This window comes from Bacteroides sp. RCH18, from assembly GCF_058231005.1.
On sequence record NZ_JBIPTC010000001.1, the window covers coordinates 3325260 to 3344431 of the forward strand.

Annotated in this window: 16 protein-coding genes; 5 read left to right on the top strand and 11 right to left on the bottom strand. The window is 45.1% G+C overall.

The genetic code is table 11. The features are described from left to right. Positions 1 to 50: 50 nt before the first annotated feature. From ACHLI0_RS13080 to ACHLI0_RS13095, 4 genes are read right to left on the bottom strand one after another with little or no spacing between them, the layout of a single operon-like run. Positions 51 to 1301: a thioredoxin family protein gene (locus ACHLI0_RS13080; protein ID WP_490749341.1), complete on the bottom strand. Its 1251-nt coding sequence runs from the start codon at positions 1299 to 1301 to the stop codon at positions 51 to 53. A 29-nt stretch (positions 1302 to 1330) separates the two neighbouring features. After that, on the bottom strand, positions 1331 to 2452 hold the full coding sequence (gene dprA / locus ACHLI0_RS13085; protein WP_234119186.1) for a DNA-processing protein DprA: 1122 nt from the start codon (positions 2450 to 2452) through the stop codon (positions 1331 to 1333). Beyond that, complete coding sequence (locus ACHLI0_RS13090; RefSeq protein ID WP_008761720.1) at positions 2449 to 2853, bottom strand: acyl-CoA thioesterase; 405 nt, start codon at positions 2851 to 2853, stop codon at positions 2449 to 2451. Before ACHLI0_RS13090 ends, dprA begins: the two co-directional genes overlap by 4 nt. Before the next feature lie 3 nt (positions 2854 to 2856). Beyond that, a complete protein-coding gene (locus ACHLI0_RS13095; protein ID WP_490749342.1) occupies positions 2857 to 4140 on the bottom strand; it encodes a peptidase U32 family protein in 1284 nt (427 codons plus the stop codon). A gap of 137 nt (positions 4141 to 4277) precedes the next feature. Here ACHLI0_RS13095 and dusB point away from each other — a divergent pair, with 137 nt between their 5' ends. Further along, positions 4278 to 5270, top strand: a complete 993-nt coding sequence (gene dusB, locus ACHLI0_RS13100; RefSeq protein WP_490749343.1) for a tRNA dihydrouridine synthase DusB — start codon at positions 4278 to 4280, stop codon at positions 5268 to 5270. Positions 5271 to 5272: 2 nt separating this feature from the next. Here dusB and ACHLI0_RS13105 read toward each other — a convergent pair whose 3' ends face one another. Together ACHLI0_RS13105 and ACHLI0_RS13110 are read right to left on the bottom strand one after the other, a co-directional pair. Further along, a complete protein-coding gene (locus ACHLI0_RS13105) occupies positions 5273 to 6238 on the bottom strand; it encodes a phosphatase PAP2 family protein (protein WP_234119188.1) in 966 nt (321 codons plus the stop codon). After that, positions 6229 to 7236 (bottom strand): NAD-dependent epimerase/dehydratase family protein, encoded by a 1008-nt coding sequence (locus ACHLI0_RS13110; RefSeq protein WP_055219015.1) that lies wholly within the window; start codon positions 7234 to 7236, stop codon positions 6229 to 6231. The genes ACHLI0_RS13105 and ACHLI0_RS13110 overlap by 10 nt, the downstream gene beginning before the upstream one ends. Positions 7237 to 7496: 260 nt before the next feature. Between ACHLI0_RS13110 and rnr the strand changes: the two genes are divergently transcribed. The 3 genes from rnr to ACHLI0_RS13125 all read left to right on the top strand — a co-directional run bounded on the left by rnr (position 7497) and on the right by ACHLI0_RS13125 (position 10462). Beyond that, positions 7497 to 9653: a ribonuclease R gene (gene rnr / locus ACHLI0_RS13115; RefSeq protein ID WP_048698551.1), complete on the top strand. Its 2157-nt coding sequence runs from the start codon at positions 7497 to 7499 to the stop codon at positions 9651 to 9653. Between the two features lie 148 nt (positions 9654 to 9801). Then, entirely contained in the window at positions 9802 to 10281 is a 480-nt protein-coding gene (locus ACHLI0_RS13120) for a pyridoxamine 5'-phosphate oxidase family protein (RefSeq protein ID WP_008767342.1), read from the top strand. A 1-nt stretch (position 10282) separates the two neighbouring features. Further along, positions 10283 to 10462, top strand: coding sequence for a hypothetical protein (locus tag ACHLI0_RS13125; RefSeq protein ID WP_490749344.1), 180 nt, complete (start codon positions 10283 to 10285; stop codon positions 10460 to 10462). A gap of 173 nt (positions 10463 to 10635) precedes the next feature. Here the strand turns inward: ACHLI0_RS13125 and ACHLI0_RS13130 are convergent, their stop codons facing one another. The 5 genes from ACHLI0_RS13130 to ACHLI0_RS13150 form a co-directional block, all read right to left on the bottom strand. Next, entirely contained in the window at positions 10636 to 12396 is a 1761-nt protein-coding gene (locus tag ACHLI0_RS13130; RefSeq protein WP_490749345.1) for a CotH kinase family protein, read from the bottom strand. 93 nt (positions 12397 to 12489) lie between these two features. Then, positions 12490 to 13437, bottom strand: a complete 948-nt coding sequence (gene cysK, locus ACHLI0_RS13135) for a cysteine synthase A (protein ID WP_008761704.1) — start codon at positions 13435 to 13437, stop codon at positions 12490 to 12492. A gap of 128 nt (positions 13438 to 13565) precedes the next feature. Next, the gene (locus ACHLI0_RS13140) at positions 13566 to 13907 is read right to left on the bottom strand and encodes a cupin domain-containing protein (RefSeq protein WP_011108621.1); all 342 of its coding nucleotides are present in this window, start codon (positions 13905 to 13907) and stop codon (positions 13566 to 13568) included. A gap of 52 nt (positions 13908 to 13959) precedes the next feature. Continuing rightward, a complete protein-coding gene (locus tag ACHLI0_RS13145) occupies positions 13960 to 15606 on the bottom strand; it encodes a glycoside hydrolase family 32 protein (RefSeq protein WP_258970695.1) in 1647 nt (548 codons plus the stop codon). 134 nt (positions 15607 to 15740) lie between these two features. Further along, positions 15741 to 16544, bottom strand: coding sequence for an alpha/beta hydrolase (locus ACHLI0_RS13150; RefSeq protein ID WP_185981466.1), 804 nt, complete (start codon positions 16542 to 16544; stop codon positions 15741 to 15743). Positions 16545 to 16807: 263 nt separating this feature from the next. Between ACHLI0_RS13150 and ACHLI0_RS13155 the strand changes: the two genes are divergently transcribed. Beyond that, positions 16808 to 18946, top strand: a complete 2139-nt coding sequence (locus tag ACHLI0_RS13155; protein ID WP_490749346.1) for a glycoside hydrolase family 31 protein — start codon at positions 16808 to 16810, stop codon at positions 18944 to 18946. The last annotated feature ends 226 nt before the right edge of the window (positions 18947 to 19172 follow it).

A 19172-nucleotide genomic window follows, 5' to 3' on the forward strand; every position in this document is an offset into this window, starting at 1 on the left:
AGTAAGGATAAACATATTTTTTATACCTTCGCCGCCCGCAAACAAAGTATTCAGTTTTTCTCTTTTGATTTTCTCAGTTTCTCTGCCACCTGTAGCAACTGTCCTTTATGGTCTACCATAGAAACAGCCGGAATAGCTCCGGGAGGCAAGTTCTTTTTGATCTCCTCATTCTTCTTTATCAATTCTTCGCAGGCTTTATCACACCACTGAGCAGCTTTCTCACGCAATGACATATCTGCACACTCCTTGTTGAGCCAATTCACCCATTGCAATAAATGCCCTTCGTCACCCAAAATGGTGTGCGAGGCAAGTATCTTATCGCCACGTTTTACAAATGAATCCCATTGCTTCATTATACCGTCTCTGCTGAGGCGTAGACTCTCACCTATCATATCAGCTTCCGCCACATTCATCTGTTTCATCTGCCCCACGTAGGCATCCAAACCCTGTTCGTCAAACGTACAGTGACCGGACTCGTCCACTTTCAGATAAGCATACGAACCGACTATCCAGTCTTCGAGCAGTCTGCGGTCGAGAGAAGCGGCCTGACGGGGAAATTTGTCAGCAATTTCTTTCTGATGGTCTACCGCATACTGAAATGCGGAAGAGTTAACATCATGCACATAGTAATAGAATATCAAGAAGTAATCTTCATCTTCCAGCATTTTCTGTTCACTTCCCTGCAAGAAATCAGCTGCCACCTGTCCTGCCTCCAGTTCACGGTTGGCAGCAAAAAGCGCATTGATGTATCCGCAGATAAAAGCCAAGTCACGGTCACCTGCTTCATAACGTTTCTTAAGTCCCGAAAGTCCACCGGACTCTACACCCAGTTTCACTTTCTTCAGCAATTCAGGAGCGTCCTCAGCACCCACCAGCCGGTATACGACCTCACCGCTTGAATTAATGAAAAGAAGAGTAGGATACGCATGTACCCCATATTTCTTTTTGAGTTCCACTCCTTCACCTTTCTCCATGTCCATCTTCAGATTCACAAAATGACGGTTAAAATAATCGGCAACCAGGGAATCTTTAAAAACGACCTTGGATAACCTCTTGCAAGGACCGCACCAAGTCGTGAAGCAGTCAACAAAAAGTAGTTTGTCTTCCACCTCCGCTCTTTTTAAAGCCTCCGGGAAAGAAAGTTCACGAAAAGCAATTCCATCGGATTGCGCAAGAGTCATTTGTACACCTGCAACGGGTGCTGCGGAGATTTTCTGTGCAGGAACCATTTGTTGTCCATGTGTGTTCTGAACGGATAACAGGCATGCTGCTGCCATGAATGCCCAAAAATGTCGTTTCATTTTAAATTGTTTTAGGTTGGTTATTAGATTTATAGTAATTGATAAATTCCTCCTGCCAATACCCGTACGGCTCCCTTCATTTCCAGTTCAAAGAGAATTGCACTCATTTTATGTACGGGAATATCTGTCTCTACCACTAAGGTATTAATCTGTAAGTTTCCTTGTTTTTCCAACGTATGGACTACCTTTTGCTCCTCTTCTGTCAGTTCCAGAAACAGGCTGCGCTGTACATTCTCTACCTTTACCGGATGCGAATCCAACGTCCATCCCATCGCTTCCACCAAGTCTTCGGCAGACAACAGGAGGGATGCTTTACTGTCACGGATCAGTTGGTTACACCCTTTTGAATATTCGTCGGTCGCACGACCAGGGAAGGCGAAACAGTCGCGATGATAGCTTTCCGCAAGCTCGGCTGTGATCAGAGAGCCGCCTTTGGCAGCCGATTCTACCACAATCGTAGCATCACACATACCGGCCACAATACGGTTGCGACTGATAAAATTGTGTTTATCCGGTGTTGTACCGACAGGAAATTCTGTCAGCAATCCGCCTTTATCAAGCATTTCAACGGCTGTCTTACGATGAAGAGAAGGATAAATACGGTCCAGTCCGTGAGCTAACACGCCGACCGTAGGCAAGTCATTGTCCAATGCACTCCGGTGGGCATTGATATCAATGCCGTAAGCAAGGCCGCTGACAACTAATACGTCAGGACACAAAGTTTTTAAATCACGGAGGAAAGTAGTACAGAGTTGCGTACCGTAATCAGTAGCGTGGCGGGTGCCCACCATATTAATGATATGGAGAGCATTCAAATCGGCATTTCCCTTATAAAACAATACAACAGGAGCGTCTTCACACTCTCGCAAGCGGGAAGGGTATGCCTCATCGTGAAATGTCAGGCACTGGATATGATTCTTTTGCAGGAATACGAGTTCCTGTTCGGCACGGGCAATAATTGGCGGACAGTCCAGTGCACCCGACACCCGTTCATGTACTCCAGATAATCGCTGCGCCAGTTCTTTCCGGAAGCGGAACACATCGGTGGCACTCTTCATGCCCTCTACCAGACGTTTCGCCCCAATGTGCCCGATACCGGGCACCATTGTCAGAGCGATGCTATATATTTGTTCTTGTTCGTTATCGGTCATTTCAGGTATGGTGCAAAGACATTGTCGAACAATTCGCTGTTACTTAAACGTCCGTTTACCACACATACCGTCTCAACAGTGGATTTCACTACTACTTTCTGATCGCTTTTGCGGAAGATATCCTGATAGAATACGTATTTGATGCCTTCTTTCTTCATATACAGTTTGGAGACAAACTCGTCCCCACTCTTCAACGGAGTCTTGAAAGCCATATTGATACGTGCCACTACCGGATCGACTCCCTGTTCATGAAGCGCCGCAAAGCTAACACCTACCGAGGTCAGAAACTCATGACGGGTATGCTCCAGATAATGCTGATAATTGGCATTGTTGACAATCCCCTGAAGGTCACATTCGTAATCACGCACCTTCATCTCCAATTCGTAGATATACTGGCTCATTGTTTATCCTCTTTTCTGTTCTACATCAAGTCCCTTGAATTTCTTCAATTCTTCGGTAGACACCAATTTATATAATTTGTCGCTGGGACGTATCTTCTCTGATTTCATTGAGAAACGCTGCCCTTTCTTCACCGTCTCTACCGGCTTCAGATCGACACGCGCTTCGTCCAGTGTCATAAAGACTGCGCCGGTGGTAGGTCCCGTTATCAGCAGCTTGTCGCCTACGCTGACTTCGGCAGCTTCTACCAAAAATTCAGAGACGCCAATATTGGAGAAGTATTTGATACCTTTGCCCACATAGATTTTACGTTCAGTAGCGGCCGAACCATAATTCCGCGTCCATTCGCCCAAGCGTTGTCCCAGATAGTAGCCATCCCAAAAGCCACGGTTGAAGACTGCTTTCAGACGTTCATCCCAAGCGACAATCTTTTCGTCTGTAAACGTATCATCCAGATAGGCCTTTATCGCTTCTTTATAACATTCCACCACCGTACGCACATACTCAGGACCGCGGGCACGTCCCTCAATCTTGAATACACGCACACCCGCATCCATCATCTTATTCATAAAATGAATGGTCTTCAAGTCTTTCGGTGACATGATATATTCATTGTCGATATCCAGTTCCACATCCGTCTCCTTATCGCGAACCGTATAAGAACGGCGGCATACCTGCATACAGGCACCCCGATTGGCCGAGTGATTCATTTCGTGCAGAGACAGATAGCACTTACCGGAGACTGCCATGCACAAGGCACCGTGACAGAACATTTCAATACGAATCTGCTCTCCGCTCGGACCGCAGATATTCTCTTCCCGAATCTGACGATAAATCTCGGCCACCTGTTCCAGATTCAACTCACGGGCCAGCACTACGACATCGGCAAACTGGGCGTAGAACTTCAAGGCTTCCGCATTCGATATATTCAATTGAGTAGACAGGTGTACCTCCTGACCGATCTGACGGGCATAGTTCATTACCGCTACATCGGCAGCAATCACCGCTGATATTCCTGCCGCTTTAGCCGCATCAACGATCGTACGCATCAAAGGGATATCCTTATCATAGATAATGGTATTAACGGTCAGATAGCTTTTCATTCCATGTTCATCACACGTCTGAGCTATCTCACGCAAGTCATCAACGGTAAACGTATTGGCAGAACGGGCACGCATGTTAAGGTTTTCTATACCAAAATAGATAGAATCGGCTCCAGCCTGAATGGCTGCCGCAAGGGATTCACGCGAACCGACAGGCGCCATTATTTCAAAATCTTTTATATTCATTTTACTATCTGATAATCATTTAAATGTGATAGGAGAATGCAAAGGTACGAATTAATCCGTATCCGTGAAACTTACCTCAACAAATAGTTCTTTCAGTTTTTATCCGTACCTTTGCACCGCAAAAAGAAGTATCGATTATGAAAATAAGCCATATAGACCTGGGAGAACACCCTATACTACTCGCCCCGATGGAGGACGTGACAGATCCTGCTTTCCGCCTGATGTGCAAAAAGTTCGGAGCTGACATGGTATATACTGAATTTGTATCGAGCGATGCACTGATACGCGCTGTCAGCAAGACTGCACAGAAACTGAGTATCAGCGATGAAGAACGCCCTGTAGCCATTCAGATTTATGGTAAAGATACGGAAACGATGGTCGAAGCTGCGAAGATCGTAGAGCAGGCGCAGCCCGATATTCTCGACATAAACTTCGGCTGCCCCGTGAAGAGAGTAGCAGGAAAAGGAGCAGGAGCAGGAATGCTGCAGAATATTCCGAAGATGCTGGAAATTACCCGTGCCGTAGTGGACGCAGTCAAAATACCTGTGACAGTGAAAACCCGTTTAGGATGGGACGCCAACAATAAAATCATTGTAGACCTGGCAGAACAACTACAGGATTGCGGCATTGCCGCACTAACCATTCACGGTAGAACCCGTGCGCAAATGTACACCGGAGAAGCAGACTGGACACTGATCGGAGAAGTGAAGAACAATCAAAGGATGCACATTCCTATCATTGGCAACGGAGACGTGACAACACCTCAACGCTGCAAGGAGTGCTTTGACCGTCACGGAGTAGATGCAGTCATGATCGGTCGTGCCAGCTTCGGACGTCCCTGGATATTCAAGGAAGTAAAGCATTATCTGGAAACGGGAGAGGAATTGCCGCCACTCAGCTTTGAATGGTGTATGGAGGTACTTCGCCAGGAAGTGATTGACAGTGTGAATCTGCTTGATGAACGCAGGGGCATCTTGCACGTGCGCCGCCACTTGGCTGCCAGTCCGTTATTCAAAGGGATTCCTAATTTTAAAGAGACTCGTATTGCCATGTTGCGGGCAGAAACAAAAGAAGAGTTGTTCCGGATATTCGAAACAATTCCTGAAAAAGTAAATTCTCTTTTAGATTAGTTTTACTTGAACATCGGCTGCGCAAACCATTTCTTGAACATCCAGGTTGCTACAACATACAACAAGAATGCAGAGAAGAAACCTACGATCGCATCGATAACGTAGTGTGCCTGAATATATACAGTAGCCCCGCAAAGCAGCATATAAAAAGGAATCAGGCAGGCAAAGAGTTTCTTACTGCCACGCCATGCCATAATCATAAGAATGGTAGAAATACCGACATGCGAACTGGGGAAAGCTGCCGTAGGACGCTCTCCTACCTGCTGCGAACCTTCTACCAAATTATAGAAAAACCCATGCTGATATCCCGGACCGGGCAACAGTTCCTGATGCTGGTTGAAATAGTCGCCAATAGCCGGGAAAATTCCTTTAGATACATTGTCAAACCCTATAGCCGGGAAGTAGAACTGCGGCCCTGCTACCGGAACAAAGATATAAATCAGATAATAGATAAAGAAAGAAGTCACCAGTACAAACGACATCTTCTCAAACCATTCAAATTTATAGATAAAATAAAACACCGTCACAATGAGCATCATCGGATAATAAAAGAAATATCCCATATTGAATGCTTCACTGACCAGAAGATGCGGGAATGTGTGGCAGAACCAGATAGCAGGCTGTCCGTTAAAGATAAACTGCTCGGTTATGGCAAATACATGATCGAGATTCGGAAAGAACCGGTTAAACTCAAACGTATCCGGATACCAGTAGGAAAGCAGACTCATCTGAATGGCAACACGTACAAACGCCGAAAACTTGCAAGGAGCCAGCCGATAAAGATACATCAGCAAAAAAGTCATTGCGGCGATCATCGCCCTATCCAGCAACATGTGCCATGGATGATCCATTCGCTGAAACAGGAACAGAATCAAAATGGAGGTCAACAGATTATAAATCAATGTAATCTTCTCCACAGCAAACAACCCCTTCCGGGTTTCCACTCGCTTAAATAAGTCTAAAGCCATCCTTCGTTTTTATACCAGTCAATGGTTTCACGGACTCCCTTCTCCAAGTCATATTCGGGAGCATACCCTAACTCATTAATGGCAGGGGTTATATCACATTGCCAGTTACGTTGTTTCATTATTTTATATTTATCAGAATTCAGCGTACTGCTCTTGCCGGAACGTGTTGCAATGAATTCAGCGAGCAAAGATATAACTTTTAGCACAATTAATGGACATTTCACATGAATAACAAACGGATTACCCAGTTCTTTTTGTATTAAGTCCGAAAATACACGACTATTATACACCTTCCCGTCAGTCAGAAAATAGGCTCTTCTCGTCACTTTTTTTTCTATTCCAAGGAAGATGGCCTGCACAATGTCTTTTACATAAACAAAAGTCAGGTCCTGCCGCCGGAAGCCGACAGAGAAGTCAACATGCTGCCGGATGGACTTCGCCATCAGGAAATAATCCAGTTCACGAGGGCCGTAAACTCCTGTAGGGCGATAAATAACATAAGGGAAACCGGGAATACTCTGAATATAGAGTTCAGCCTTGAGCTTACTAAAACCGTAGGCAGTATTAGGCATCGGGGCATCATCGGCTTCTATCGGCGAATAGTCTTTTTCGCGTACAGGCCCGAATACGCTCAGCGTACTGATATAGATGAATTGCTTCGGAACCATATTCAGCGCTTTCAGTGTATCAATAAAGTATTTGGTCTGTAGATAATTCACATAATCAAAGGTTTTCTTATCCGGACATTTCGTGACTCCCGCACAATGGATGATATAGTCAAACTTATTATAGGTCCCTTTATGTCCGGAGAGTTGGGCACGTAATTCATTGGGATGGGCAAAGTCCAGTTCCAGAAAGTGGATCTTCCGGTTCTTCAAGTACTTTTTGCTGCTGGTAGGACGAATCCCTGCCCACACACCAAACTTTCGTTTTAATGCCTCTTCGACAATAAAACTCCCTATAAATCCGCTTGCTCCTGTTATTAAGATACTCTCCATTAATTATAACCTCAATGTATAAGAAAAGAATGATGCTACAAAGATACAATAAATATAAAATAAAAGCCATTTTGCATTTCTCAATTATTCTCTCTTATAAACATTCCTCCTAAATCACCGGAGGGATGCTTTTTATTTTAATAAGGACGAAATTATCGAAGTCAGTGAAAGTTTTATCCAATTCATAACTATCAAATTCAAATATTTGTTTACTTTGTACTCCCATCAAAGAATTTTCAAATAAATCAATTCTATACATTATGGCGAAAAAGAAAGAAAAGAAAGAGAAAAAGGCCGGCAAAAGAATGAGTAAGAAAGAGCTGGCAGCGTTATTGATAGACTTTTTCCATGCCAAACCCAGCGAAACGCTTAGTATGAAGTATATTTTCTCGGAGTTGCATCTCACTACCCATCCGCAGAAAATGCTATGCGCTGACCTGTTACACGACCTTTCAGATGACGATTATATTTCCGAAATTGAAAAAGGAAAGTTCCGCCTCAACAATCACGGAACGGAGATGATCGGTACCTTCCAACGCAAGAGCAACGGAAAGAACTCCTTTATCCCCGAAGGTGGAGGCGATCCGATCTTTGTTGCCGAACGCAATTCGGCACATGCCATGAACAATGACAAAGTAAAGATCACTTTCTACGCCAAACGGAAGAATAAAGACGCGGAAGGAGAAGTCATCGAAATTCTGGAACGTGCCAATGATACCTTTGTAGGTACACTGGAAGTAGCCAAGTCGTATGCCTTCTTAGTTACGGAAAACCGTACACTTGCCAACGACATCTTCATCCCGAAAGAGAAGCTGAAAGGAGGAAAAACCGGCGACAAGGCAATCGTGAAAGTAACCGAATGGCCCGACAAGGCAAAGAATCCTATCGGACAAGTGATCGACATCCTCGGTGTAGCAGGAGACAATACAACAGAAATGCATGCCATTCTCGCTGAGTTCGGCCTGCCCTACGTATATCCGAAAGCGGTAGAAACAGCAGCCGATAAGATCCCCGCAGAAATTACTCCGGAAGAGATAGCCAGACGCGAAGACTTCCGTAAGGTAACGACTTTCACCATCGACCCGAAAGACGCCAAGGACTTCGACGACGCACTTTCGATCCGCCCCATCAAAGACGGATTGTGGGAAGTAGGCGTACATATCGCCGATGTGACTCACTATGTAAAAGAAGGCGGCATCATCGACAAAGAAGCAGAAAAGCGGGCGACTTCCGTTTATCTGGTGGACCGCACCATCCCGATGCTTCCCGAACGCTTGTGTAACTTCATCTGTTCCTTGCGTCCGAATGAAGAGAAACTCGCATTCTCCGTCATCTTCGACATCACCGAGAAAGGAGAAGTTAGAGACTCCCGCATCGTACATACCGTCATCAACTCCGACCGTCGCTTCACTTACGAAGAGGCGCAGCAGATCATCGAAACGAAAACAGGCGATTTTAAAGAAGAAGTTCTCATGCTGGACACCATCGCCAAAGCACTTCGTGAGAAACGTTTCGCAGCAGGAGCCATCAACTTCGACCGCTACGAGGTAAAGTTTGAAATCGACGAAAAGGGAAAACCTATCAGCGTATACTTCAAAGAATCCAAAGATGCCAACAAGCTGGTAGAAGAATTCATGCTGCTTGCCAACAGGACAGTAGCAGAGAAAGTGGGACGTGTACCCAAGAACAAAAAAGCAAAAGTTCTTCCTTATCGTATCCACGATCTGCCCGATCCGGAAAAACTGGAAAACCTGTCACAGTTCATCGCCCGCTTCGGCTATAAGGTACGTACAAGCGGAACGAAAACAGATATATCAAAGTCTATCAACCATTTGCTGGATGACATTCATGGCAAGAAGGAAGAAAACCTGATTGAAACCGTATCCATCCGTGCCATGCAGAAAGCGCGTTATTCTACGCACAATATCGGCCATTACGGACTGGCATTCGACTATTACACCCACTTCACTTCACCCATCCGCCGATTCCCGGATATGATGGTACACCGCTTGGTTACGAAGTATATGGACGGCGGTCGTAGCGTATCCGAAAGCAAATACGAGGACCTCTGCGACCATAGTTCGAACATGGAACAGATTGCAGCCAATGCCGAACGTGCTTCTATCAAATACAAACAGGTAGAATTCATGAGCGAACGTCTCGGACAAGTTTATGACGGTGTGATCTCCGGTGTAACGGAATGGGGGCTTTACGTTGAACTCAACGAGAACAAATGCGAAGGTATGGTTCCGATCCGTGACCTGGATGATGACTATTATGAATTCGACGAAAAGAATTATTGCCTCCGGGGACGCCGTAAGAACAAGATATACAGCCTGGGAGATGCCATCACCATTCGCGTGGCACGTGCCAATCTGGAGAAGAAGCAATTAGACTTTGCGCTGATTGAGAAATAGAAACAAGTACTGTAAAAACGGATTAATAGTATACTCTTCTGTGCCACCCTATTGGCACGCTTGTGCCAAGGGCTTGGCATAGTAGTGCCAATGCGGTGGCACAACTGTGCCAGAGGCTTGGCACAAACCTGTAAAAACCGACATTAGAATGAAAACAATCGTTATCGAAGACAAGCAACGAATCGAATCCATTATCCTTCAAGCTGATGCCTGCTTTGTAGGCATAACAGACTTAGAAGGCAATCCATACGTAGTTCCTATGAACTTCGGTTATGAGAACGATACTCTTTACCTCCATTCCGGTCCCGAAGGGGGAAAGATAGAAATGCTGCAACGTAATAACAACGTGTGTATCACGTTTAGCCTCGGACACAAACTTGTCTATCAGCACAAGCAGGTAGCTTGCAGCTACAGTATGCGCTCGGAGAGTGCCATGTGCCGTGGGAAAGTAGAATTCATAGAAGATATGGAGGAAAAACGTCATGCACTGGACATTATCATGCGCCATTACACAAAGGATCAGTTCAGCTATTCCGATCCTGCCGTACGGAATGTCAAAGTATGGAAAGTACCTGTAGATCAGATGACAGGAAAAGTTTTCGGTCTGCGGGCAGACGAAAAACCATGAGATGTACAAACCTCATGGAATCACTTGCAAAATCATGTATTTTCATGATGTTATAAGTCAGTCTATCAGGCAGGGAGTGACTAAAAAGTCGGGAGTATCTACACTCTCCTCCTTCCGGAAGGAGGAGTGGTCGAAGACCGAGGTGGTAGGAAAAATGATGTATATTCCTATTTTATTGTAAATGACAGAGTTATGTATTCACCTACCACCTCCCCCTACGGGTACTCCTCCTTCTCGAAGGAGGAGAATGAAGATACAACCGACTTTTTAGTCAGCCTCTATCTGAGAAGTCAAGTGTCAACGAAAGTCAAGTGTCAATGACTGAGAAGTGAAATGCTAATATATGAAACTCTATCAGTATTGATTTACTTCACCATCTATATACTCTGCCCTATTCGTTAACCAATTCTTCAACTCTATCACTTTCGCATCAAAGGAACGGGTGTTTTCCCATAATTCACTATTTCTCGTTACAGATGGTTTAATAAGCTTGGCCTGATCATCTATATACTGCAACAACTCATTCAATTTATTTGACTTAAAGTCTTGCCAAAAGTTTTTATAGAGTTTCCTTACCCGGCTATCTTGCAGGAAACGTCGGAAAAAAGCGGTTCCCACCCCATTCATATCATCAGAAAAGAGCGGAGTTTCATAACTCCCGAAATGTGTCTCTTTACCTTCGTAATCATACGCCCAGTCAAAGTCCCAAATCGGTCCCATAACATACTTACCCTTCCCCTCTTTATGAATAAAGATACTTTTCGGATGGTTAATCTCCATATTGTGTACTAAATTAAAGGTAATCAGATATTTTGCAACCGATTCGATATCAATCATATCCACATACATATTTCCTTCTAACGGCTCCTTTGCAAACTGCACGGTAAATGCATTAAAATCTTTCTTCCAATACTCAAACTGCTCTGTAGTCAAATCAGGGTCTTTCACCATCACCGGAAGATTGAATGCTTCGGACTTGAATTTCGGATCTTCATCAAAATAGGAATCAAGCTCCCACATCACGCTGTTATTCTCATCCAAATCCACACGGTTTTCTTTGATTTCTATCTGTTCCGTCAGCAGATAGGAGCCTTTGTATTTGCCATTCAGAACCACATCCACCGGAATGGCATGATTGGTGAAAGGAATATCCAGCAATTGCCCGACTTTGAAGGCAACTGAGTTAAGCATCAAGGTAGGATCGATATGATTAGCCAGTAATACATAATTCTTCGCTTTTCCCAAACCACAAATCTCAGATTTCTTATCAAGCTTTAACCGGTAAGGTTTCTTCGGATATCCCCATGTAGAGTTTCCCCTTCCTTTCACCTCTGTCTTGCCTGTATAATTCTCATAAATCCCTTTGCCATCCACGGTGAGAGTCGCATTCAAATAATAATCCTTACTTGGTATTTCCGTTATACTAGGGTCTTCTGTCGTGATCGTAAACTGAGGAATCAGGATAAAGTCCAGCGTCAGGATGTATCGGACTACTTCTCCATTCCGCATCACAAACTGATAAGTGACCGGAGAGGCGAAATCATTCTCCGTCACACCGCTGACCTGTTCTACATCATCTACCATTACTTTCACGGCATCAGTCGTAAAGACAGGAATCAGTTTCGATTGTGGAAATGTGTAGGAAGATACAATAGTCTCATCTTCAATCGTACATGAGACATCAGCAGTCAGCAAAGCATTATCTTTTCTCAAAAAGCGAAATTCGGATAAGACCTGCGCATCTTTCAAGACAACTTCGACTGTATATTGTTCCCTGCTGCCGTCTTCTGCTTCTACGAGAATCATCAGCGGCCGGGAAAAATCATTCGAAGTAATGCCGGATTCCTGCCCGACTCCATTCACGCTTACAGACGTTCCTTCATACTTGAATGTAGCAATCAATGACTTCAGGTCATCATATTGATCCATCGATAGCGTTATCACATTCCCTTTAATGGAACCTCTCACGTCATTCTTAATTTTACCTTGATTGTCACTCTTCTGAATCGAATAGCTGATTAATTGCTTCGTTGAAGAGAGAGGAGTTTCTTCATCTTTACAGGCAGAAAACAGCAGGAGAATAATCATCAGAATCCCTAACGTCTTGTTTTGCATAGTATTAAATAAAAATGGTTACTTGGCAAATATACGGTTTTGCCAAGTAACCACAGGATTATTCTCTATATTTCTTTCAAAAAAAACGTTCCTTTACAAAGGATACTCTTCGAACGCGTACAGGATAGTAGATAAATAACGCTCTCCCGTATCGGGCAATAAGGCTACGATCATCTTCCCTTCGTTTTCGGGACGTTTCGCCAGTTCGGTAGCCGCATAGACGGCTGCTCCCGAAGATATGCCGACCAACAGCCCTTCTTTCTCCGCCAGCGCACGACTGGTACGGATAGCGTCGTCATTCTGCACCTGAATAATTTCATCTACGACAGAAGCATTATAAGTCTTCGGTACGAAACCGGCACCGATTCCCTGGATCTTGTGAGGTCCGGGCTTTCCGCCGGACAGTACCGGAGAGTCGGCAGGTTCTACCGCCACCGCCTTCACACTGGGATCGCGCATCTTCAATGCTTCTCCTACTCCGCTAATTGTCCCGCCAGTACCTACACCGGCAACGAAGATATCGACTTTCCCCTCGGTATCTCTCCATATTTCCAGTCCGGTAGTGCGTAGATGCATAGCGGGATTAGCAGGATTTTCAAATTGCTGTAAGATAACGCTGCCCGGAGTGGCAGCTTTCAACTCTTCCGCTTTGGCAATCGCCCCTTTCATTCCGTCGGCACCGGGAGTGAGCACGAGTTCCGCTCCCAGAGCTTTCAAAAGGTTACGACGTTCGACGCTCATCGTATCGGGCATCGTCAAAATCAGTTTGTACCCCTTGGCGGCAGCAACGAATGCCAATCCTACTCCCGTATTTCCACTGGTAGGCTCGATGATCGTTGCGCCGGGAGTCAAGACTCCTTTCACTTCGGCATCTTCAATCATTGCCAATGCCACGCGGTCTTTTACACTGCCCGCGGGATTGAATGATTCGATTTTCACGATCAGACGAGCCTTCAAGCCGTTACTCTTATTATAATTACTTAGTTCCAACAACGGAGTGTTACCTATCAAATCCGTCAATTTCCTTGCAATCTTTTCCATATATATCTGTTTTTAATTTCCTTTGTTTTAAGATATTACAAAGATAGTGCAGTTTTTGTTGACAGGAAATACCATATATGTGGTAAATTTATACCATCATTATCCGGTAACCTACCATTCATCAGGAACTATTCCAGAAAATCCGCCCGCATGGGACTGAATGTGTCTATCAATACTCCCGCTTCCAGACAGACGCATCCATGCGGTTCGTCGGGTGCTACATAGTAGCCATCACCGGTCGACAGTATCTCTTTCCGGTCGCCGATGGTCAGTTCAAACTTTCCACTTGCCACGTAGGTAGCCTGACTGTGGTAATGTTCATGCAACGTACCGACCGCTCCTTTCTCAAATTCTACCTTGACCATCATCAACTGTCCGTCGTATCCCATTATCTGACGACGGATTCCCGGAGCGGGGTGCTCCCATTTCAACTCTTTCTCAAACTGAAAAACTTCACTACGCGTTTTCATATTCTCTTTCCTATTTAAATAACTGAAAACAAAGATAGCTTTTGATTTCCGTCTACCAAATGGATTCTACGGAAAAGACTTGCAGGTCTTTCACTTCGATACGGTTTCCCCAGAAGTGGAGTCCTTCTCTGTTGTTAGTGTCAGGGCGGCGTTCCATGGAATAAGAATACAGTCCGCCGTCGATAAATACTTCGATAGAGGTGCGGTCAATGTAAATATCGGCACTCAATTCCATGCTGGTCGGGTCTTGGGGAGAGTAGAAACGGCCGTTCAAAGTATTGGAGTTCATGTCGTAGCCGATCATGCGCTGGCCGAAAAGGTTGAATCCGGCATCCGTGGCATGAGAGAGTTTGATCGTTGTCTTAATGCGGAGACAGTCGGCATCATAAAACTCTTTCAAGTGGCGGTTGGCCTCATCCGAAGAAAGAGATTTCCAGGAACGAAGAGGCTTACACAAAGATTCGACCTCCTTTACGGGAACGTTGACAAGGCGGATGCCGTCTTTGGTGGTACGCAAAGTCAGTTCAGTGGGGAGCATCATCATTCCGTTGAAAGGCATACCGGGGTGGGAGATTCTTCCCCAGCCTATCTGGATGCGTCTGCCGTCGCTTGCCGGAATATTGGTAAAGGTCTGGGCTGCATAGATACTTCCGGTGGTATAGCAGTATTTTCCGGCTTCGGGAGTAAATACTTTGCCGTCGAAAGAGCCTAGCATATACGTACCGGTAGCACCGTACATCACCCACTTCGTGTGGTTCTTGTCACCGTCAACCGGCAGTTCGAACAATTCGGGACATTCCCAGAAGCCTGTAACATGGCTCTCGTATTTCCAGTCTTTGAGATTGGAAGAGGTATAAATGGAGTGTCCGTCGCGCTCGTTCAGTACCAGTACCCAATGTTTGGAGGGCGCATACCAGAACACTTTCGGGTCGCGTGTGTCCTGAGAGTTCCATTTCTCCTTGGAGTTGATCACCGGATTCTTGTCGTACTTCGTGAATGTACGTCCTTTATCAAGACTGTAGGCTATCCCCTGCACTTGTCTGTCACTGCTGGCGGCAGTGAAGGCGGCAACCATGGCTGGAGTCTTGCCTTTATTGAATCCGGCGGTATTATCATAGTCGATGACTGCCGAACCGGAGAACATCGTTCCTAAATGGTCGGGATACAGAGCGTCCGGTAATTCTGTCCAGTGTATCAGGTCCTTGCTGACCGCATGACCCCAGTGCATATTCTCCCAGTCTCTTTCGAAAGGATTGTGCTGGTAGAACAGGTGGTATTCGCCCTCATAATAGATCAATCCGTTAGGGTCATTGATCCAGCCTCTCCGGGTAGTGAAGTGGAATTGCGGACGGTTCTTTTCCTTATACAGTTCAGCTTGTCCTTCGATTTCGTCGGACTGGTATATTTTACTCAATCCCTTCTCATTGCCGTCGTAGGTTATCTTGATCGTCTTTCCTTTGAAAGCCGACACATCTTTAAACACCCAGTACTCCGCTTCATCCGGTGCCAGACGGATAACGACGGATAAATCTTGCTTGCCGTTTACTTCAAAAGTCATTCTTCCTCTGTTCTCTTTATGGGAGATGGGGAAGTTCAGATATTGCCTGGTTATTTTAAAAGATACTTCTCCGGCTATCGCTGCCAAACAGGAGAAGGACAAAACAAAAAGAGTAAGTACAGTTCTGCTTAATGTCTTCATAGCTATTTTATTTATTAGTTTGTAAAATCGGAGTGAATGTAGCCAATACGACCGATTTCTGATATAATAAATGATTCACAGACTATGAGAAACGTTACATTTCACAGATATTTTCCTTAAATGACCTGTATTTTTCATTTGAACCTCTTCACATAATTAACAATTAGATAGCAGGCAGGACCGAGTACCTGTCCGTGGTCAAATCCTTGCAGTTCATATAAAGAGACTTTCCGATTGCCGATATTCTTCAATACCGATGCCAGCAGTGCATTCTCTTCGTACCGGTCAGCCATTTCCAGATTCTTATCCCCCGTAATCAGCACAACAGGGGCGGTATCCTTGCGGGCCTTGTTTACCGGAGCAAATTCGTCAATGATGGGGATTCCGTTGGGCAGGCCACGTTCTTTGCGGATGGTAAAATGAGTGACAGTCTGTCCACTGACCGGAAGATAGGCAGCTACACTATCCGCATCGGCTCCATATGCAGCCATATATTTCTTATCCATTGCCAGAATCAACGTAAGGTAACCTCCCGCCGAATGGCCGGAAACAAAGATACGATCCTTGCGACCGCCATACTTTTCGATATTCTTGAATGTCCATGCCACAGCTTCGGCGGCATCTTCTATATAAGCCGGGTTCTTTGCTTTCGGGCTCAGACGATAATTAACCGCCACTACTGCAAAGCCTTGATCCGTCAGTTCCTTGGGAACAAATTTACTTCCTCCTTCCATACCACCGCCATGAAACCATACAATGGTGGAAAAATCTTTTTTATTCTCGGGATAATAAACATCCAGTTTACAACGTTCCAGACGATAAGCATCTGTTTCGGAGCCGGAAATGTAAGGTACATCCTTGTCGGTACGATACGTATCCTGTGCCTGAACGAGGCAGGTACAAAGCAAAAAGAGAAGGAGAAAACAATTCTTTTTCATGGTTTTATTCTTTTTCATTCTTAAACAAGGACAAATATAAAACCTTATTTTTAGAATCACGGTCAAAAAAAGAAGATATTAATATCTCCCGTCACAAACATTAATATATGCCACGACAGGTCACTTTATCTGACTTCTCTGGTATTAATACTTGATACCGCATCTGTTTTATTCCTATATTTGCAATATTCTTTTATTGCATTTTAGTGGAAAATCGCATTTCAGAAGTCTATTTTAATATAACCATGATAAAATAAACTATAATGAGAAAACTATTACTCAACCTTTTTCTATCCACAGTAGGTCTCCTGTTTGCCGGGCAAGCATCCGCTCAAGAAGAAATTGCTCCGGGAATCATCAAGCTGCAAGCAGGAGAAATTGACACTTTTACCCCTTATTCCTTATTCGGCGGGAAACCTGCCGTAGAAGCAATGAAACAACTTCCGGCTGCAAAGCCGCCCTTCAGCCCCGACGAAGTACAAATAAAGATAACCGACCGTGGCTGTCTGATCGAAGTCCCTCTGGAGGACAACGAACAAATATACGGTTTCGGACTGCAATTCGAAACTTTCGGTCAGCGTGGTCTGCGCAAGCGCCCGATAGTAAACGACAATCCGCTGAACGGACTCGGATATACACATGCTCCGCAGACATTCTACGTCTCTACCAAAGGGTACGGTATTCTGGTCAACACGGCACGGTATACCACTTTCCTGTGCGGCTCCAATCAGAAAACCGAGCATAGTCGTCAACTGCAAGCGGAAGAAAGAAAACACATTGCTACCACCACAGAAGACTTGTATAAGAACAGAAGCAACGGAAATAAAGTCCATATCGACGTACCCGGCGCCAAAGGCATTGAGGTATTTATCATCACCGGACCGGAAGTGCTGGATGTAGTCAAGAGATACAACCTCCTCTCCGGCGGCGGATGTCTTCCTCCGATGTGGGGACTCGGATTCAAATACCGTGTCAAAGGAGATGCGACGCAAGACTCCGTCATGCGTTTTGCCAACTATTTCCGCGAGAAACAGATTCCGTGCGACGTACTGGGACTCGAACCGGGATGGCAGACGGCCACTTACTCCTGTTCTTATCGCTGGAGCGACGACCGTTTTCCAAGGCACAAAGAAATGCTGGACCAGTTACAGCAGAAAGGATACAAAGTAAACCTGTGGGAACACGCGTATGTTCATCCTTCTTCCCCCATCCGGAAGGCGCTGGAGCCCTACTCAGGCGATTTCCTTGTATGGAACGGACTGGTACCGGACTTCATCCAGCCGGAAGCACACAAAATATTTACCGATTACCACCGCACACTGATAGAAGAAGGCATCTCCGGCTTCAAACTGGACGAATGTGACAACTCGAACATATCTTTTGCTTCCGCCACATGGTGCTTCCCGGATATGGCACAGTTCCCTTCGGGCATCGACGGAGAAAAGATGCACCAGGTATTCGGTTCCCTCTATGTGAATGCGATGGACAGTATCTACCGTGAAAAGAATACCCGCACCTATCAGGATTACCGGTCGTCCGGTATGTTCATGTCTTCACGCAACGCCGTACTTTATAGTGATACATACGATCCAAAGGAGTACATTCAGGCACTTTGCAACTCGGCATTCGGAGGACTGTTGTGGTGTCCCGAAGTGCGTGAGGCACATTCTGCCGAAGATTTCTTCCATCGTCTGCAAACGGTGATTCTTTCTCCGCAGGCTATGGTCAATGCATGGTATCTGCAATACGCTCCGTGGCTGCAATTCGACCGTGGAAAGAACGAACGTGGCGAGTTCCTGCCGGAAGCAAAGAGGTATGAAGAATATGCCCGCACACTGATTAATCTGCGTATGCAGCTGATTCCTTATCTGTACAGTGCTTTTTATACATATTATAAAAAAGGTGTACCTCCTTTCCGTCCGTTATTGATGGATTATCCCAAAGATGAACGTTTGCGCACTATCAGTGACCAGTATATGATGGGAGACGGATTGATGGCTGCTCCTTTATACCAGAACAAGAAAACGAGAACGGTCTACTTCCCCGAAGGAACATGGTACAACTTCAATACCAATGAGAAATATGAAGGCAACCGTGAATACGAGATTACGACGGAATTAGATCAGTTGCCACTCTACGTCCGCCAGGGAACGTTATTGCCATTGGCCGCACCTGTCCCCTATGTGGATGCTCAAACTGTATTCAATTTGCATTGCAAAGTATACGGCGCTCCTTCGGCAACGTTCCTCCTTCTCGAAGATGACGGTATAAGTTACGATTTCCAAAAAGGACAATTCAACGAAGTAACGCTGGAAGCTGCAAAAGGAAAGGTAAAACTGAAAAGGACAAAAGAATACAAGCAAAAAAGATATCAACTGACGGATTACGAGTTCATCAATTGATTTCTTAATTAGTTTCACTGCTTGAAACCAGAGTTTCATCAGTGAGAAACTGTAGTTCCAAAGGCTTGAAACCAAAAGTTCCAAGCGTATGAAACTAGAGTTTCAAGTAATGGGAACCAAAGTTTCAAGCAATGGGAACTGTAGTTTCATACCTTAAAACAAACTCGGCTTATTAATAGCTGAAATGAATGGCAGCGTGACGGCAAATCTTTCCGTCACGCTGCTG

Excerpts from the sequence above, each read along its gene's own strand:
- ACHLI0_RS13140 (WP_011108621.1), bottom strand. The coding sequence starts at position 13,907 with ATGAAAACGCGTAGTGAAGTTTTTCAGTTTGAGAAAGAGTTGAAATGG.
- ACHLI0_RS13095 (WP_490749342.1), bottom strand. The coding sequence starts at position 4,140 with ATGAATATAAAAGATTTTGAAATAATGGCGCCTGTCGGTTCGCGTGAA.
- ACHLI0_RS13090 (WP_008761720.1), bottom strand. The coding sequence starts at position 2,853 with ATGAGCCAGTATATCTACGAATTGGAGATGAAGGTGCGTGATTACGAA.
- ACHLI0_RS13105 (WP_234119188.1), bottom strand. The coding sequence starts at position 6,238 with ATGGCTTTAGACTTATTTAAGCGAGTGGAAACCCGGAAGGGGTTGTTT.
- cysK (WP_008761704.1), bottom strand. The coding sequence starts at position 13,437 with ATGGAAAAGATTGCAAGGAAATTGACGGATTTGATAGGTAACACTCCG.
- ACHLI0_RS13110 (WP_055219015.1), bottom strand. The coding sequence starts at position 7,236 with ATGGAGAGTATCTTAATAACAGGAGCAAGCGGATTTATAGGGAGTTTT.
- ACHLI0_RS13120 (WP_008767342.1), top strand. The coding sequence starts at position 9,802 with ATGAAAACAATCGTTATCGAAGACAAGCAACGAATCGAATCCATTATC.
- dprA (WP_234119186.1), bottom strand. The coding sequence starts at position 2,452 with ATGACCGATAACGAACAAGAACAAATATATAGCATCGCTCTGACAATG.
- dusB (WP_490749343.1), top strand. The coding sequence starts at position 4,278 with ATGAAAATAAGCCATATAGACCTGGGAGAACACCCTATACTACTCGCC.
- ACHLI0_RS13145 (WP_258970695.1), bottom strand. The coding sequence starts at position 15,606 with ATGAAGACATTAAGCAGAACTGTACTTACTCTTTTTGTTTTGTCCTTC.
- ACHLI0_RS13130 (WP_490749345.1), bottom strand. The coding sequence starts at position 12,396 with ATGCAAAACAAGACGTTAGGGATTCTGATGATTATTCTCCTGCTGTTT.
- ACHLI0_RS13150 (WP_185981466.1), bottom strand. The coding sequence starts at position 16,544 with ATGAAAAAGAATTGTTTTCTCCTTCTCTTTTTGCTTTGTACCTGCCTC.
- ACHLI0_RS13155 (WP_490749346.1), top strand. The coding sequence starts at position 16,808 with ATGAGAAAACTATTACTCAACCTTTTTCTATCCACAGTAGGTCTCCTG.
- ACHLI0_RS13080 (WP_490749341.1), bottom strand. The coding sequence starts at position 1,301 with ATGAAACGACATTTTTGGGCATTCATGGCAGCAGCATGCCTGTTATCC.
- ACHLI0_RS13125 (WP_490749344.1), top strand. The coding sequence starts at position 10,283 with ATGTACAAACCTCATGGAATCACTTGCAAAATCATGTATTTTCATGAT.
- rnr (WP_048698551.1), top strand. The coding sequence starts at position 7,497 with ATGGCGAAAAAGAAAGAAAAGAAAGAGAAAAAGGCCGGCAAAAGAATG.